This window comes from Streptomyces sp. P9-A4, from assembly GCF_036634195.1.
GTDB lineage: Bacteria > Actinomycetota > Actinomycetes > Streptomycetales > Streptomycetaceae > Streptomyces.
In genome coordinates this window covers 5,707,451-5,723,761 of record NZ_JAZIFY010000001.1, presented here as the reverse complement: position 1 = coordinate 5,723,761, position 16,311 = coordinate 5,707,451, and the positions used below count along the sequence as shown (strand labels likewise).

The 16,311-nt window shown below is 70.7% G+C and carries 10 protein-coding genes; 3 read left to right on the top strand and 7 right to left on the bottom strand.

All coding sequences use genetic code 11. From position 1 onward, the window contains the following. Positions 1-91: 91 nt before the first annotated feature. Both V4Y03_RS25840 and nrdR read right to left on the bottom strand, forming a co-directional pair. Positions 92-2,986 (bottom strand): vitamin B12-dependent ribonucleotide reductase, encoded by a 2,895-nt coding sequence (locus tag V4Y03_RS25840; RefSeq protein ID WP_317873546.1) that lies wholly within the window; start codon positions 2,984-2,986, stop codon positions 92-94. Positions 2,987-3,159: 173 nt separating this feature from the next. After that, the gene (gene nrdR / locus V4Y03_RS25835) at positions 3,160-3,669 is read right to left on the bottom strand and encodes a transcriptional regulator NrdR (protein WP_317873545.1); all 510 of its coding nucleotides are present in this window, start codon (positions 3,667-3,669) and stop codon (positions 3,160-3,162) included. A 437-nt stretch (positions 3,670-4,106) separates the two neighbouring features. Between nrdR and lexA the strand changes: the two genes are divergently transcribed. After that, on the top strand, positions 4,107-4,895 hold the full coding sequence (gene lexA, locus V4Y03_RS25830) for a transcriptional repressor LexA (RefSeq protein WP_317873544.1): 789 nt from the start codon (positions 4,107-4,109) through the stop codon (positions 4,893-4,895). 153 nt (positions 4,896-5,048) lie between these two features. Here lexA and V4Y03_RS25825 read toward each other — a convergent pair whose 3' ends face one another. From V4Y03_RS25825 to V4Y03_RS25805, 5 genes are all read right to left on the bottom strand, one after another. Beyond that, positions 5,049-7,013 carry an ATP-dependent DNA helicase gene (locus tag V4Y03_RS25825; RefSeq protein ID WP_332436426.1) on the bottom strand — a complete coding sequence of 655 codons (1,965 nt, stop codon included), beginning with the start codon at positions 7,011-7,013 and terminating at the stop codon, positions 5,049-5,051. Positions 7,014-7,063: 50 nt separating this feature from the next. Next, positions 7,064-8,935: an IucA/IucC family protein gene (locus V4Y03_RS25820; protein WP_332436425.1), complete on the bottom strand. Its 1,872-nt coding sequence runs from the start codon at positions 8,933-8,935 to the stop codon at positions 7,064-7,066. A 66-nt stretch (positions 8,936-9,001) separates the two neighbouring features. Further along, positions 9,002-9,688 carry a GNAT family N-acetyltransferase gene (locus V4Y03_RS25815; RefSeq protein WP_332436424.1) on the bottom strand — a complete coding sequence of 229 codons (687 nt, stop codon included), beginning with the start codon at positions 9,686-9,688 and terminating at the stop codon, positions 9,002-9,004. Between the two features lie 109 nt (positions 9,689-9,797). Then, positions 9,798-11,693 carry an IucA/IucC family protein gene (locus V4Y03_RS25810; protein ID WP_443079888.1) on the bottom strand — a complete coding sequence of 632 codons (1,896 nt, stop codon included), beginning with the start codon at positions 11,691-11,693 and terminating at the stop codon, positions 9,798-9,800. Between the two features lie 212 nt (positions 11,694-11,905). Then, positions 11,906-13,483, bottom strand: coding sequence for a diaminobutyrate--2-oxoglutarate transaminase family protein (locus tag V4Y03_RS25805; protein WP_332436422.1), 1,578 nt, complete (start codon positions 13,481-13,483; stop codon positions 11,906-11,908). Between the two features lie 320 nt (positions 13,484-13,803). On the opposite strand from V4Y03_RS25805, the gene V4Y03_RS25800 reads away from it, so the two are divergent. After that, entirely contained in the window at positions 13,804-14,982 is a 1,179-nt protein-coding gene (locus V4Y03_RS25800) for a trypsin-like serine peptidase (RefSeq protein WP_332436421.1), read from the top strand. 128 nt (positions 14,983-15,110) lie between these two features. Continuing rightward, positions 15,111-16,277: a trypsin-like serine peptidase gene (locus V4Y03_RS25795; RefSeq protein ID WP_332436420.1), complete on the top strand. Its 1,167-nt coding sequence runs from the start codon at positions 15,111-15,113 to the stop codon at positions 16,275-16,277. Positions 16,278-16,311 lie beyond the last annotated feature (34 nt).

The window sequence follows — 16,311 nt, the reverse complement described above, 5'->3', positions numbered from 1 at the left end:
CGGCCCGAGGCCGGTCCCCTACGTGAGGTGCCGTTTCAGTCACCCGAAGGGACCGCGCCGGAGGTCACCCCCGGCGCCGTCCCGTCCGGTGTCAGCTGCAGCCGCTGGTCGAGCCGCAGCCCTCGCAGATGTAGCAGGAGCCGGCGCGCTGCATCTTGGTGCCGCAGGAGAAGCAGAGCGGGGCGTCGGCGCTGATGCCGAGCTGCATCTCGACGAGCTCCGCCGAGGTGTGCGCCTGCTTCGGGGCCGGAACCTCGGTCTTCGGCGCCGGGGTGGCGACGGCCTTCAACTCCTGGGCGCGGGGCGCCGACTGGGCGAGGGTCTCGATGTCGACCTCGTCCTCCTCGGACTGCTCGTACGAGCCGGTGTCCAGGTGGCGCTGACGCTCCTCGGCCGAGTGGATGCCGAGGGCGGAGCGGGTCTCGAAGGGCAGGAAGTCGAGCGCCAGGCGACGGAAGATGTAGTCGACGATCGACTGCGCCATCCGCACGTCCGGGTCGTCCGTCATGCCGGCCGGCTCGAAGCGCATGTTGGTGAACTTCGAGACGTACGTCTCCAGCGGGACGCCGTACTGCAGACCGACGGAGACGGCGATGGAGAAGGCGTCCATCATGCCGGCGAGCGTCGAACCCTGCTTGGACATCTTGAGGAAGACCTCGCCGAGACCGTCGTCCGGGTAGGAGTTGGCGGTCATGTAGCCCTCGGCGCCACCGACGGTGAAGGAGGTGGTGATCCCCGGACGGCCCTTGGGCAGACGCTTGCGGACCGGGCGGTACTCGACGACCTTCTCGACGGCCTCGCGGATCGTCGCCTCGGACTTCGCGGTGACCTCGGCCTTCTCGTTCTCCTTCTTCTTGGCGGAGAGCGGCTGGCCGACCTTGCAGTTATCGCGGTAGATCGCGAGCGCCTTGACGCCCATCTTCCAGGCCTCGAAGTAGACCTCCTCGACGTCCTCGACCGTGGCCGTCTCCGGCAGGTTCACGGTCTTGGAGAGGGCGCCCGAGATCCACGGCTGGATGGCGGCCATCATGCGGACGTGGCCCATCGCGGAGATGGAGCGCTCGCCCATGGCGCAGTCGAAGACCTCGTAGTGCTCGGTCTTCAGGCCGGGGGCGTCGATCACATTGCCGTTCTCGGCGATGTGGGCGACGATCGCCTCGATCTGCTCCTCCTGGTAACCCAGGCGGCGCAGGGCCTGCGGGACGGTGCCGTTGACGATCTGCATCGAGCCGCCGCCGACCAGCTTCTTGAACTTGACCAGGGCGAGGTCGGGCTCGAGGCCGGTGGTGTCGCAGGACATCGCGAGACCGATGGTGCCGGTCGGGGCGATGACCGAGGCCTGGGCGTTGCGGAAGCCGTTCTTGGCGCCGAGGCGGATCACGTCCTGCCAGGCCTCCGTGGCGGCGGCCCAGATCGGCGAGTCGAGGTCGTCCACGCGGACGGCCTTGGTGTTCTCGTCGGCGTGCTGCTGCATGACGCGCTGGTGCGGCTCGGCGTTGCGGGCGTAGCCGTCGTACGCGCCGACGACCGCGGCGAGCTCGGCGGAGCGCTTGTACGAGGTGCCGGTCATCAGGGAGGAGATGGCGCCGGCGAGGGCGCGGCCGCCGTCGGAGTCGTACGCGTGGCCGGTCGCCATCAGCAGGGCGCCGAGGTTGGCGTAGCCGATGCCGAGCTGGCGGAAGGCGCGGGTGTTCTCGCCGATCTTCTCGGTGGGGAAGTCGGCGAAGCAGATGGAGATGTCCATCGCGGTGATGACGAGCTCGACGACCTTGGCGAAGCGCTCGACGTCGAAGGACTGGGTGCCCTTGCCGTCGTCCTTGAGGAACTTCATCAGGTTCAGCGAGGCGAGGTTGCAGGACGTGTTGTCCAGGTGCATGTACTCGCTGCACGGGTTCGAGCCGTTGATGCGGCCGGACTCGGGGCAGGTGTGCCAGTGGTTGATCGTGTCGTCGTACTGGATGCCCGGGTCGGCGCAGGCCCACGCGGCCTCGGCCATCTTGCGGAAGAGCGACTTGGCGTCGACCTCCTCGATGACCTCGCCGGTCATACGGGAGGTGAGGCCGAACTTCCCGCCGGACTCGACGGCCTTCATGAACGTGTCGTTCACGCGGACCGAGTTGTTGGCGTTCTGGTACTGGACGGACGTGATGTCGTCGCCGCCCAGGTCCATGTCGAAGCCCGCGTCACGGAGGGCGCGGATCTTCTCCTCCTCCTTGACCTTGGTCTCGATGAAGTTCTCGATGTCGGGGTGGTCGACGTCGAGGATGACCATCTTGGCCGCGCGACGGGTCGCACCGCCCGACTTGATCGTTCCCGCGGAGGCGTCGGCACCACGCATGAAGGAGACCGGTCCGGAGGCGTTGCCGCCGGAGGAGAGCAGCTCCTTGGAGGAGCGGATACGGGAGAGGTTCAGGCCGGCGCCGGAGCCGCCCTTGAAGATCATGCCCTCTTCCTTGTACCAGTCGAGGATGGACTCCATGGAGTCGTCGACGGACAGGATGAAGCAGGCGGAGACCTGCTGGGGCTGGGGCGTGCCGACGTTGAACCAGACCGGCGAGTTGAAGCTGAAGATCTGGTGCAGGAGGGCGTAGGCCAGCTCGTGCTCGAAGATCTCGGCGTCGGCGGGCGAGGTGAAGTAGCCGTGCTCCTCGCCGGCCTTCGTGTACGTCTTCACGATCCGGTCGATGAGCTGCTTGAGACCGGTCTCGCGCTGCGGGGTGCCGACCGCCCCGCGGAAGTACTTGCTGGTGACGATGTTGACCGCGTTCACCGACCAGAAGTCGGGGAACTCGACGCCACGCTGCTCGAAGTTGATCGAGCCGTCGCGCCAGTTGGTCATGACGACGTCACGGCGCTCCCAGGCCACCTCGTCGTACGGATGCACGCCGGGGGTGGTGTGGATGCGCTCGATGCGCAGGCCCTTGCCCGCAGCCTTCGTCCCCTTGGAACGAGAACCACGTGCCGGACCGCTCGCCGTCTCTGTCATGCCGCCTCCCATATACGGGCAAAACACACTTTGGCGCCCAGATAGTCCCAGGGCACCGTCTTCTGTACGTCGTTCTGTACTGCTGCCACAAGCGCCACAGAGGTCGCTCGGGGCACGTCTGCCGGGCCGCTTCGGCGGCCGGTCGCCGGAACCTGTCGGCCCGGACCGCCGGATCAGTCGGCGGGGGTGGCGGGAACGGGGACCTCGGGGGTCGCTCCGGTCCCACGGTTCTCAGCGGGAGGCCGCACGCGGAGTTCCACGATGGCGGCCTCGAAATCTTCGAGGCTGTCGAAAGCCTTGTACACGGACGCGAAGCGCAGGTACGCGACGAGATCGAGCTCCTGCAGGGGTCCGAGGATGGCCAGGCCCACGTCGTGGGTGGTCAGCTCGGCGCTGCCGGTGGCGCGCACCGCCTCCTCGACCCGCTGGCCGAGCTTGGCGAGGGCGTCCTCGGTGACCGGTCGCCCCTGGCACGCCTTGCGCACACCGGAGATGACCTTGGTACGACTGAAGGGCTCGGTGACTCCGGACCGCTTCACCACCATGAGCGAGCACGTCTCGACCGTCGTGAAACGACGGGAGCAGTCGGGGCACTGGCGACGACGCCGGATCGACGTCCCGTCGTCGGTGGTGCGACTGTCGACGACGCGGCTGTCGGGGTGCCTGCAGAAGGGGCAGTGCATTGGTTCCGACCCTCCTTCATGGCACGACTGGTGAACCTCACCGGGCCCCCGAGGGCCCTGCGAAGCGACCACCAGCATAGGTGATGCGAGGACCCCCGAGAGACCGGGGACCACTACCCCTGGGTGGCCGAAGACATACAACCACTAGATCTTGGGTTGTGGGCGATTCCGGACCCTGCGCGTGTCGCGGCGCGGCGGCTCCCATGTTTCAGGGCTTCCGGGTGCGACACTGGGCGGGCGCACCGGATCCCGCGACCCAGCGGCGAGGTTACCGTAATGACCGAATTGGGTCGGCGGGGTGAGAGTGCTCATACACCCCCCTAGGTACAGGCGTAAGGCAATCTGCGAATTTTCACTCGAACGTGTGTTTGGCGCAACCTTTCGAAAGCTACTACCGTTGTGCCAGCGAGGGAGACCATTCGAGAGGGGCCGACGACGTGACCACCACCGCAGACAGTGCCACCATCACCGCCCAGGACCGCTCCCAGGGCCGACTCGAGCCGGTGCATGCCATGAATGACATCAGCATGAACGGCGAGGACCCCGGGCGACCCGCCCGCGCCCTTCCCGGACGACCTCCAGGCATCAGGGCGGACAGCTCCGGCCTCACCGACCGCCAGCGCAGGGTCATCGAAGTCATCCGCGACTCGGTCCAGCGGCGGGGATACCCGCCGTCGATGCGCGAGATCGGGCAGGCGGTGGGCCTCTCCAGCACCTCCTCGGTCGCACACCAGCTCATGGCGCTCGAGCGCAAGGGCTTCCTGCGCCGTGACCCGCACCGGCCCCGCGCGTACGAGGTCCGTGGATCCGACCAGCCGAGCACCCAGCCGACCGACACCACGGGCAAGCCCGCCGCGTCGTACGTCCCGCTGGTCGGCCGCATCGCCGCCGGCGGTCCGATCCTCGCCGAGGAATCCGTCGAGGATGTCTTCCCCCTTCCCCGCCAGCTGGTCGGCGACGGCGAGCTGTTCGTCCTCAAGGTCGTCGGCGACTCGATGATCGAAGCCGCCATCTGTGACGGCGACTGGGTCACCGTCCGCCGTCAGCCCGTCGCGGAGAACGGCGACATCGTCGCCGCCATGCTCGACGGCGAGGCCACGGTGAAGCGCTTCAAGCGCGAGGACGGTCACGTGTGGCTGCTCCCGCACAACGCCGCGTACCAGCCGATCCCCGGCGACGAGGCCACCATCCTCGGCAAGGTCGTGGCAGTCCTCCGGCGGGTATGACCCACCTCGCCGGCTCTGACCGGGCCCCTGGACCCACTGCGCCGGTCCAGGGGCCCTGCCGTGTCCGGAGAAGGCGGTCGCGCGAACACGGCCGTACACGAAGGAGCCCCGGGGTGTCCCGGGGCTCCTTCGTTCGCTTACGGCTCAGGTCCCCTACGCCTTCGACGCCGCGTCGATCGCCGCCAGCGACTTCCGTACCTGATTGCGGTCCGTCGTGTACCAGAAGTCGGGCAGCGAGGCCTTGAGGTAGCTGCCGTACCGTGCGGTGGCCAGCCTCGGGTCGAGCACCGCCACGACACCCCGGTCCCCCGTGGCCCGTACGAGCCGGCCGGCGCCCTGGGCCATCAGCAGCGCCGCGTGCGTCGCCGCGACCGCCATGAAGCCGTTGCCTCCGGCCTCCTCCACGGCCTTCTGCCGGGCGCTCATCAGCGGGTCGTCCGGGCGCGGGAACGGGATCTTGTCCATGACGACCAGCTGACAGCTGGGGCCGGGAACGTCCACGCCCTGCCAGAGCGACAGCGTGCCGAAGAGACAGGTCTTCGGGTCGGCGGCGAAGTTCTTGATCAGCTCACCCAGCGTGTCCTCGCCCTGGAGCAGGATCGGCAGCTCCGGAACCCGGGTCCGCAGTTCCTCGGCCGCCAGCTGCGCCGCGCGCATGGAGGAGAAGAGACCGAGCGTCCGTCCGCCGGCCGACTGCATCAGCTCGGTCAGCTCGTCGAGCATGTCGCCGCGGTCCCCGTCCCGCGCGGGGCGGGACAGGTGCTTGGCGACGTACAGGATGCCCTGCTTGGGATAGTCGAACGGGGAGCCGACGTCGATGCCCTTCCAGACGGGCAGGTCGTCGCCCGTGGTGCCCTCCGGGGCCAGCCCGAGCGAGGCACCGACGCCGTTGAAGTCGCCGCCCAGCTTGAGCGTGGCCGAGGCCAGCACCACGGAGCGCTCCGTGAAGAGCTTCTCCCGCAGCAGGCCCGACACGCTGAGCGGCGCGACCCGCAGCGAGGCGCCGAAACGGTCGTGGCGCTCGTACCAGACGACGTCGTACTCGGAGCCCTGGGTGATCCGCTCCGCCACTCCGTGGACTGTCTCCACCGAGGCCATGGCCTGCTTGCGCACGGCGTCCTCGTCCTGCACGGACCGGTCCCGGGTGGAACCCAGGGCCGTGATCACCGCGCGGGCCGCGTCACGCAGCGCCATCAGCGCGTACGCGAGGTCTTCCGGGACCTCCTCAAGGCGCCCCGGAAGGGCCAGCTCCATCACCCGCTCGAAACCCTCGGCCGCGGTCTGCAACTGGTCGGCGACCTTCTCGTCGACCAGCTTGGCGCAGCGCCGCACGGCGCGGTTGACCTGACCGGGGGTGAGCTCGCCGGTGGCGACGCCGGTGACCCGGGACACCAGCTCGTGGGCCTCGTCGACGATCAGCACCTCGTGCTGCGGCAGCACCGGGGCGCCCTCGATGGCGTCGATGGCGAGCAGGGCGTGGTTGGTGACGACGACATCGGCCAGCTTGGCGCGCTCCCGGGCCGCCTCGGCGAAGCACTCCGGCCCGTACGCGCACTTGGTGGCGCCGAGGCACTCCCGCGAGGAGACCGAGACCTGGGCCCAGGCCTTGTCGGAGACGCCGGGCGTCAGGTCGTCCCGGTCGCCGGTCTCCGTCTCGTCCGACCAGTCGCGGAGCCGGATGAGGTCCTGGCCGAGCTTGCTGGAGGGCGCGGCCGCCTCGAAGGGGTCGAACAGCCCTTCTTCCTCGTCCTGCGGGACCCCTTCGTGGAGCCGGTGCAGACAGAGGTAGTTCGACCGGCCCTTGAGCATGGCGAACTGGGGGCGGCGGCGCAGCTGCGGATGCAGGGCGTCCACCGTCCGCGGCAGATCGCGCTCGACGAGCTGGCGCTGCAGCGCCAGGGTGGCCGTGGCCACCACCACCCGCTCGCCCTGGGCCAGCGCCGGCACCAGATAGCCGAGCGACTTGCCCGTGCCGGTGCCGGCCTGGACGAGGAGGTGGGAGTTGTCGTCGATGGCCTCGGCCACGGCCTCGGCCATGGTGACCTGGCCGGGTCGCTCCGTGCCGCCGACGGCGGAGACGGCGGCGTGGAGGAGGTCGGGGAGGGATGGCTTCGTCATAGCCCTTCCACCCTACGGGGCGCCACTGACAGCCAGGGCACGCGCGCGCGTCACGCGAGCGGGTTGGGGACGGTTCCGTGGACGGCGGCATGCGGGCGGTCGGGCCGGTCCCGGTAGCCGTCCAGGTGCAGACGGTTGCGGTTGAGGCAGAGCCGCTCGATACGGGGGGTGAAGAGGCCGAAGAGTTCGAACCGCTCCTTCAGCTCCGGGAAGCGGGCCTGGTGACGCATGATCTCGGCACGGACGAGGGACCAGAGGTCCTCCTCGGGCACGTCGAGTTGTTCCTCGCAGAGCGGCGCGAGGTAGCGGAAGACACCGACGAAGAGCCCCGAATGGATGAACTGGACGAGGAAGTCGGGTTCCTCGGTCAGGAGGACGGCGCGGACGTCGTCCGGAAGGGTGTCGTGTTCGGGGAGGGGGTGGGAACTGATGTTCACGTCGTCGACGAAGTCCTTTATCGCCATGCGTACGGGGACGTCCTGGTCGTCGAAGACCACGATGGCGTTCTCGCCGTGCGGGGAGAAGACCGTCCCGTACCGGTAGAGGAAGTGCAGCAGCGGGGGCAGCAGCGCGGCGAAGAGGTGCTGGAGCCAGACGGTGGGAGCGAGTCCGGAACGCTCGACGAGTTCGGCGACGAACGCGCGGCCGTCGGGGTCCGTGTGCAGCAGGGAGGCGAGGGTACGGGCGCGCTCGCCCGGGGGGAGGCGCAGGGGTTCGCGCCAGATCGCGCCGAGGAGTTCCTTGTACTGGTAAGGGACTTCGGGGAGCCGGTCGTACAGCGGGTGCTCGACCGTGACGGAGGCGACCTCCCCCAGGAGGATCACCCCGCACTCGTCGCGCAGGAACGGGTCCGCGTCGCGCAGGCCGTGGACCCAGGCGGTGACGGCGGGCGCCGCGAGGGTGCGTTCGGTGGGCAGTCCCCGCCAGACGAGGGTGTTGAGCACCGAGAGCGGGAGTTTGACGGTGTGCCGGTCGGGGCGGCTGGTGTTGAGGAAGGTACGGACCGACTGCTGCGGGAGCCGGAGGTCGGTGTCGGTGGAGAGCGGGACGACGGCCCCGGTGGCGACGGCCGGGGCGTAGAGGGGAAGCAGGATCTCGTCCCACTGCCAGGGGTGGACGGGCAGCAGGAGGTAGCCGTCGGGCTGGTGACCTCGGGCGGTCAGTTCGGCCCGGAAGGCGGCGTGGACCTCGGGGTCCAGCTCCCGGGCGTAGAGGCGGTCGGGGGTGTCGAGGCCGCTGACTCCCCGGTAGGCGGCGATGCGGTTGCTGACCGCGATCCATGGCAGCCGGGTGGCGCGGCGGGCCTCGGGGGCCCAGCGGGCGGCGTCGGTGGCGGAGAAGCCGACGCGGCCCTTGTTGAGGACGAGCCAGGGGTGGCCGGTCTGGTGGCCTTCGAGTTCCGCGTACGAGAGTGCGGCGAGCCGGGCGGCGGTGAGCGCCGTGTGGTCGAGGCGGGCGTCGGCGGCGAGGGTCGCGGAGAGCTCGCGGATGAGGTGGCCGAGGGTGGCGCCGTCGAGCTGGAGGAGCTTTCGGGCGCGGACCAGGAAGTCGAGGGGGTCGGTCAGGGGCCGGCCCTCGTGGGTGATCGAGTCGGCGGCGATGTACCAGCCGTCGTAGGCGCCGCGGCGGGCCCGGAAGGTGAGGGCGGTGCCGTCGTCGAGCCGCAGCGCGTACTGGCCTCTTTCACACTCTGTGACGGGTGCGGGTTCGATGATCTCCTCGTAGGCGAACTCGGCGAGGGCTTTGGCGAGGAGGCGCGAGGAGACCCGGGTCCAGGCGGCTGAGGTCAGCTCGGGGGGCGCGAGCAGTACGGGGGTCTGGGGCTGATCAGGGCTGGGACCAGTGGAGTTGACGGGAGTGTGGGCGGAAGCGGCGGGGTTGGCCTGGGCGGGATGTGCGGAGTCGTGGGGTGCAGGGGACATCGACACGGGGACTCCTCGGAGTGGGAACCACTGTGGGTTCAGCGGCGTTCAGATGACAGAGGGTGTTCACAGAACGTGACGGAGGGCGCGGTCGCGGAGCATGAGCGCCGCTTGTTTGTCGGGGAGGTCGACTTCCGCCGCGTAGCGGAAGCCGCCGCTGAGGAAGGCCGAGACGGAGGGGGTGTTACGGATGTCGGGTTCCGCGACGACGCGGGTACAGCGGGGACGGTGGTCGAGGACGAGATCGGCGACGGCGCGCAGGAGCGTGGTGCCGACGCCTCGGCCCCGGTCGGTGACGCCTCCGATCAGCAGATGGATACCGGTGTCGTGGGGGCGGGCCGGGTAGTGCCGGGCGAGCGGGTCCAGGTCGGCGCGGTAGATCTCGAAGTAGCTCATGGGCGTGCCGTCGAGGACGCCGAGGCAGGGGACGCTGCGGCCGTCGCCCTCCAGTTGGGTACGGATGTGGTCGGCGGTCACGGTGTCCGGGCCGGCGAGTTCCCAGAAGGCCGAGACGGCGGGGTCGTTCATCCACCGGGTGAGGATCGGCAGATCCCTTCCGAGCCGTACGGGGACGAGCCGGAAGGTGCCGACAGGGGTGTCGGCGGGGCCCCAGGAGGCCACGGAGTCCAGGAGGTCGCCGTCGAGCAGTTCGGCATCGAGATGACCGCTTTCGAGGAGGGCGACGAGGTCGTCGAGCCTCAGGTCGAGGGTGTCGTCCCCGGGCGGTTCGACCGTTGGGCGGGCGGGTGACACGGAGTCGCTCTCCTCTCGGCGGTGCGGTCGGGGTGGGTCCCCGGGAAGGTGGGGCGGGTCTGGTGGGGCGGTGCGGGCCGGGCCGTGCGGCCGGGCCGGGATATCAGGATCAGTTACGGAGGGGGTTGGTGACCGTGACGTACACGGACTGGGTGTCGACGGGGCCGACGAGTTCGTCCAAACCGTGCAGGCGGGTGAGGAGATTGGCCTTGCCGCGCAGGGTCGCGGCCTCCAGGAGACGGTGGGGCAGCGGGGAGCCGAGGCCGGTCGCGGAGGTGAGGAAGCTGCGGAAGGCGGCCAGCAGCACGCGCTCGTCGGCGAGTTGCTGGGAGCCGAAGGCACCGATCAGACCGAGGACGTTGTTGATGCCCAGGTAGTAGGCGAAGCGTTCGTCGGTGACCTGGTCGGAGACGAAGGTGTCGCTGTCGTCGCCGACACCGGGGAGACGGCTCTCCAGCTCGCTCCGGTGGGACTCGCGGAAGTAGTAGCCCTGGTTGTCCCGGTACCGGCCGCCGGCCGGCCAGCCGTCGGGGTCGAGAAGGACCAGAGTGTTCTGCTGGTGGGCCTCCAGGGCGATGCCGGCGTGGCCGTCGAGCCAGAGGATCGGGCGGACGACCTGGTCGAGGTAGCGGAGGAACCACTCGGTGGCGACGGCCGTGGTGGGGCGGTCGGTGCGGGCGGCGAGCCGGCCGATGACATCGGCGAGCCGGGAACGCATGACGGTGGCGCCGGGCCAGGGGCGGGGAGCGGTGAGGGAGGCGATGCAGACGGCGTCGTCGCCGGGCCCGAAGGGGTTGTGGCGGATCATGACGTCGAGTCCGGTGACGGGGGCGCCGTCCGGAGTGTCGACGGCGAGCCAGGCGGGGTCGCGGACGATGTCGAAGCCCGGGTGGGCGGCCTGCCATTCGTCGACGAGGCCGGTGCGGAGCAGCCGGTGGACCTCGACACCGCGGTGGAGTTCCTTGCGGAGGTTCTCGCGGCGCGAGTTGGTGATGCGCAGGCCGAGGGAGAGCTTGAGCATGGCCCGGGCGCCGGGGCGGTGCACGGTGCGGACGGAGGAGGTGGGGTGCCAGGGGCTGCCGTGTCGACCGAGGTCGTGGAGTAGGTCGGCGTCCAGGAGGGCGCGGACTGCGGGGCGGTGCAGGAGTTCGCGGGCCTGCCAGGGGTGTACGGGCAGGAGCACGGTGCCCGCGGGGGGCGTGAGCCCCTCGGCGAGGGCCGCGACGATCTGCTCCGCGCTGACCGGACGGCCTTGTTCGGTCCAGGCGGAGTCCGAGGCGAGGAGGGAGGAGTCGACGGCGATCCAGTGGAGTGGGAAGGAGCCGTGCATTTCGGGTGAGTAGAGCCGGGACTCGGCCTCGGAGAGGCCTTCGCGGCTCTTGGGGGTGGGGTGCAGGGGGTGGCCGAGGAGGAGGGACTGTTCGGCGGCGAGGAAGAGGTCGGCGTCCGGGTGCGGCTGGGGCCGCCGGCGACGTTCCTCCAGGAACTCGGCGGTGCGGCGGGCGGAGTCGGCGACCCTGCCGACGAGTTCGGTGCCCTCGCAGCGGCCGGTCTCCCGGCTGAGCAGGGCGGCCACCGTCACGGCGTCGACGGCGGGAGCCGTGGCGGGCAGCCCTTCGAGGGCGGTGGCGCCGAAGCGGTGCCAGCCGGTGGGTGACCAGTAGCGGACGGGGACGAGGAGGGCGGTGCCACTGGCGTCGAGGGGGATGCGCAGGGTGGTGGAGCCGGGGGCGGGCAGGTTCTTCTCCCGGACCCAGCAACGGAGCAGGTTCTCGACGGCTGCCGCGTCGGCGGCGCGCTGCGGGTCGGGGTCGTCCAGGGGATCGACGGCCGCGACGGGGCGGTGCGGGCGGGAGTCGTAGGGGCCGACGTGCTGGCGCGGGACGGTGGGATCCATGGGAACAACGGCTTCGGGGGTGGCTGCGCCCCGGGTGGGGGTGACGGGGATGGGGGTGACGGGGGTGGTGCTGCCCGGGGCGTCGAAGGCGGGGGTGGTGCTGCCCAGGGGGGTGGTGCCCGGAGGGGTGGGGCCTGGTGTGGGTGTGTCGGGCGACGTGGCTGGGGAGGGCGTGGGTGTGGCCGTGCTGGTGAGGGGTGTTTCGGCGGGGGGTTCCGGGGTGTCGAGTCGGGCGAGAGGCGACTCGGTTTCGGGTGCCGGGGAGGTGGGGGTGGCGTTCACGGGGGGTTCCTTGGGGTGGGGCCGGGGGCGGTCCGGGTTCAGTGGGACGGCCCGGTGTCGGTCCGGGGGGCCATGGCCCGACGGGAGGCGGGCGGGTGGGGGGTGTGGGCCCGTTCGGCTGCGGCGAGGGCGTCGGCGAAGCGGTCCAGGACGGCGGTGGCCTGCTCGTCGGTGAGGGTGAGCGGGGGCAGGAGCCGGACCACGGCGGAGTGACGGCCGCCGAGTTCGACGATCAGTCCGCGGGCGAGGCACTCCTGCTGGACGGCGAGGGCCAGGGCGGGGGCGGCGGGTGGGACGAGGTCGTCCGGGCCTGCCGCTTCGGGGTCGACGAGTTCGACGCCGATCATCAGGCCCCGGCCGCGGACCTCGCCGACGCAGGGGTGGTCGGCGGCGAGGTCCTGGAGCCGGCCGAGGATGTGGGCGCCGAGGATGCCGGCCCGTTCGGCGAGCTTGTTCTCGCGGACGTACGCGAGGGTGGCCGTGCCCGCGGCCATGGCGAGCTGGTTGCCGCGGAAGGTGCCCGCGTGGGCGCCGGGTGCCCAGGCGTCGAGTTCGGACCTGTAGACGATGACGGCGAGGGGGAGGGAGCCGCCGATGGCCTTGGAGAGGACCATCACGTCGGGCACGACGCCGCTGTGCTCGACGGCCCAGAAGGCGCCGGTACGGCCGACGCCGGTCTGGACCTCGTCGACGACGAGGGGGATGGAGCGGTCGGCGGTGATGCGGCGCATACGACGCATCCAGTCGTCGGGGGCGGGGATGACTCCGCCTTCGCCCTGGACGGCCTCGACGATCATTCCGGCGGGGGTGGTGACGCCACTCTTGGGGTCGTCGAGGAGGTTCTCGGTCCAGTGGGCGGCCAGTTGGGCGCCGCGGGCGCCTCCGACGCCGAAGGGGCAGCGGTACTGCTGCGGGTAGGGCAGCCGGGTGACCCGGACGCCGGTGGCTCCCCCGGAGGCGTCGAGGGCGCCGGCCGTCATGCCGTGGTAGGCGCCGGTGAAGGCGAGGAGTCCGTCGCGGCCGGTGGCGGTTCTGACGAGTTTGAGGGCCGCCTCGACGGCGTCCGTACCGGCGGGACCGCAGAACTGGATGCGGGCGTCGTCGGCGAGCCCGCTCGGCAGCGTGGCGAACAGCTCGGTGGTGAAGGCGTCCTTCACCGGGGTGGCGAGATCGAGGACGTGGAGCGGCGCACCCGAGTCGAGGACCTTCTTGATGGCTTCGAGGACGACGGGGTGGTTGTGGCCGAGGGCCAGCGTCCCGGCCCCGGAGAGGCAGTCCAGATAGCGGCGGCCGTCGGCGCCCTCGATGGTCAGGCCCCGGGCCCGTACGGGGACGATCGGCAGGGACCGGGCGTAGGTGCGGGCGGCGGATTCCCGCAGGGACTGGCGGCGCAGGATGCCTTCGTACCCACCGCCCGGCGCCAGGAGCTCCTTGCGCGCCTGGGGCTCCCGAGGCGCCTGGGGCTCCCGGGGCTCCCGCGGCGTCTGATGATCCCGGTCCGGGGTGTCGGCGGCCGTCGGAGTGGGGGCCTCGGCGCCGGTGTCGTCGGGCGTCCGGGGCTGCGTCTGGGTCCGCGCGGCCGGTGGAACGGCCGGAGCTGATTCGGTCACGGCCACGGCTCGGTGTCCTCCCGCTGTAACGGTTGCGTTGCACATCGGGGCGTCGTGGAGCCGCCTCAAGAGCCGCTCCGGACGCCACCGTTGTGTCCCCCGTCCGTACCAACGACGCGGCCTGCCCGGGATCACGGCCGGAGGGCAGGAAGTTGGCGTGTCCCGGATCACGGCACGGCAACGGCCGAACGATGACCGGAACCGCCGACCGGCCGCGTACCGTCCCCTCCGGCACCGGCATAGTGGGGGCCGTCGGCCGCTGCCCGAGCGGGCACGGCCGCTGTTGACCCAAGCACAAGTAGACGTAGTCCCAGGGGGATCACGAGATGCGATCGATTCGTCCGCTGCTGATGGCGGCTTCCGCCGTCGCGGCGCTGACGCTCACCGTTACGGCCTGCGGCCCGAGCGAGGAGAACGCGGGGGACAAGCCCAGCGCGCCCGCGACCGCCCAGAACCCGGTCGACAAGATCAAGATTCCGGAGGACCTGAAGCAGCGCCTGAAGGAACACGGGATCGACGTCGACAAGTGGCGCAACGGCGAGTGGAAGAACTGGGACCGGGACAAGTGGCTGCGTGAGGCCAAGGACTTCGTCAACCCGATCATCGAGGACCTCTGGGACCCGGACCGGATGCGGGAGGCCGAGCGCCCCGACAAGCCGGTCGAGGAGGAGGACATCTCGGGCGACAAGGGCGTGACCGACCCGACGCCCGACCCCGTGCGGGCGAAGGCCGTGGCGGCGAAGTACCACTCCAACGCTCCGGAGTCCGGGAAGGTCTTCTTCGACGGTCCCGAGGGTTCGATGGTCTGCTCGGCCACGGTCGTGAAGGACCCGGCGCACCCCGGCAAGTCGAACATGGTGTGGACGGCCGGCCACTGCGTGCACAAGGGCAAGCAGGGCGGCTGGTACCGCAACATCGCGTTCGTGCCCTCGTACAACGACGCGGCGCTGCCGACCTCCGACCTGGAGAAGGCGACGCGGGAGCGGATCGCGCCCTACGGCGTGTGGTGGGCGGACTGGGTGAAGACCTCCGACCAGTGGATCGCCGAGGGCGCGTCCACCGGTGGCGCGGGCGCCCCGTACGACTTCGCGGTCATCCAGGTGACCCCGGAGAAGGGCGGCTCGGGCAAGTCCCTCGAGGAGACGGTCGGTTCGGCGCTCCCGGTGGAGTTCAACGCTCCGGCGGTGCCGAAGATCGCGAGCCTGACGGCGACCGGCTACCCGGCGGCGCCGCCGTTCGACGGCCAGAAGATGTTCCAGTGCGCGGACAAGCCGGGCCGGCTGTCCCTGAAGGCGGAGCAGCCGACGATGTACCGCATCGGCTGCACGATGACCGGCGGTTCGTCCGGTGGCGGCTGGGTCGCCAAGGGCAGTGACGGCAAGCCGGCGCTGGTGTCGAACACCTCGATCGGCCCGTCGACGGCGGGGTGGCTCGCCGGCCCGCGCTTCGGTCCCGAGGCCGAGGCCATCTTCGACGAGGTCAGCAAGAAGTACGCCGGCCGCTAGGCACGGTCAGGACAAGGAGGCGGGGCCCGGGGTCCCCTCGGGTCCCGCCTCCGCATACCTTTCGGGCGACCGTCATACTGTGCACCGCTCGTGACACGTCCATGGCAAATCCAACGGGGAATTCATTCATGCGCTCCATACGGCTCCTACCCGCCGCCCTCGGCCTGGCCACCGCGCTCGCGCTGACCGCGACGGCCTGCGGCCCCAGCGAGACACCCGCCTCCGACAAGCCCTCCGCCGGGGCGAGCAGCTCCGCGCCGGCCACCGACGACGGTGGCGCCGACCTCTCCAAGGACCTCGCCGACAAGCTCAAGAAGCACGGCGTCGACCTGGACAAGTGGAAGGACGGCGAGTGGAAGAACTGGGACACGGACACCTGGCTCCGTGAGGCCGAGGACTTCGTCAACCCGGTGATCGACGGGCTCTGGGACCCGGCGCGGATGCAGTCGGCGAAGAGCCCGGACCAGACGATCACCGCGCAGGCCGGTGGCGGCGGCACCGACCCGACGCCCCGCCCCGTCAAGGCGCAGCGCGAGAAGACGCCGTACCACCGCAACGCGGCCCCGGTCGGCAAGATCTTCTTCGACGCGCCGCAGGGCCACATGGTCTGCTCGGGCACGATCGTGAAGGACCCGCGCCGGCCCGGGAAGTCCAACCTGGTGTGGACGGCCGGCCACTGTGTCCACGCGGGCGGCAAGGGCGGCTGGTACCGCAACATCACCTTCGTCCCGGCCTTCAACGACCTGGGCAAGTCCCCGGCCGCGCTCACCAACGCGCAGCCGCACGAGGTCTACCCCTACGGCCAGTACTGGGCCGACTGGGCCGTGACCTCGGGTGAGTGGATCAAGTCCGGCGGCACCAACCAGGCCTGGCCGTACGACTACGCCGTGCTGCACGTGCAGCCGCAGCGGGGCGGCAAGTCGCTGGAGGAGACCGTCGGCGTCGCGCTGCCGGTCGACTTCTCCGCGCCGGCGCCCGCGCAGTCCGGGACGGTGGGCGCCTGGGGGTACCCGCAGGCTCCCCCGTACAACGGCGTGATCATGCACAAGTGCCTCGACCGGGCGACGCGGCTCACCACGGCTCCGGCCACGCCGACGATGTACCGGATCGGCTGCACGATGACCGGTGGTTCCTCGGGCGGCGGCTGGTTCCGCGTGCTGCCGAACGGTACGACGGCCCTGGTGTCGAACACCTCGATCGGCCCGGCCGGCAGCAACGGCTGGCTCGCCGGACCGCAGCTCGGCCGGGGCGCCAAGGCGGCCCACGAGATGGTCAGCAAGAAGTTCGCACGCTGACACCCTTACCGCTGAAACCGGTACCGCCGGCACG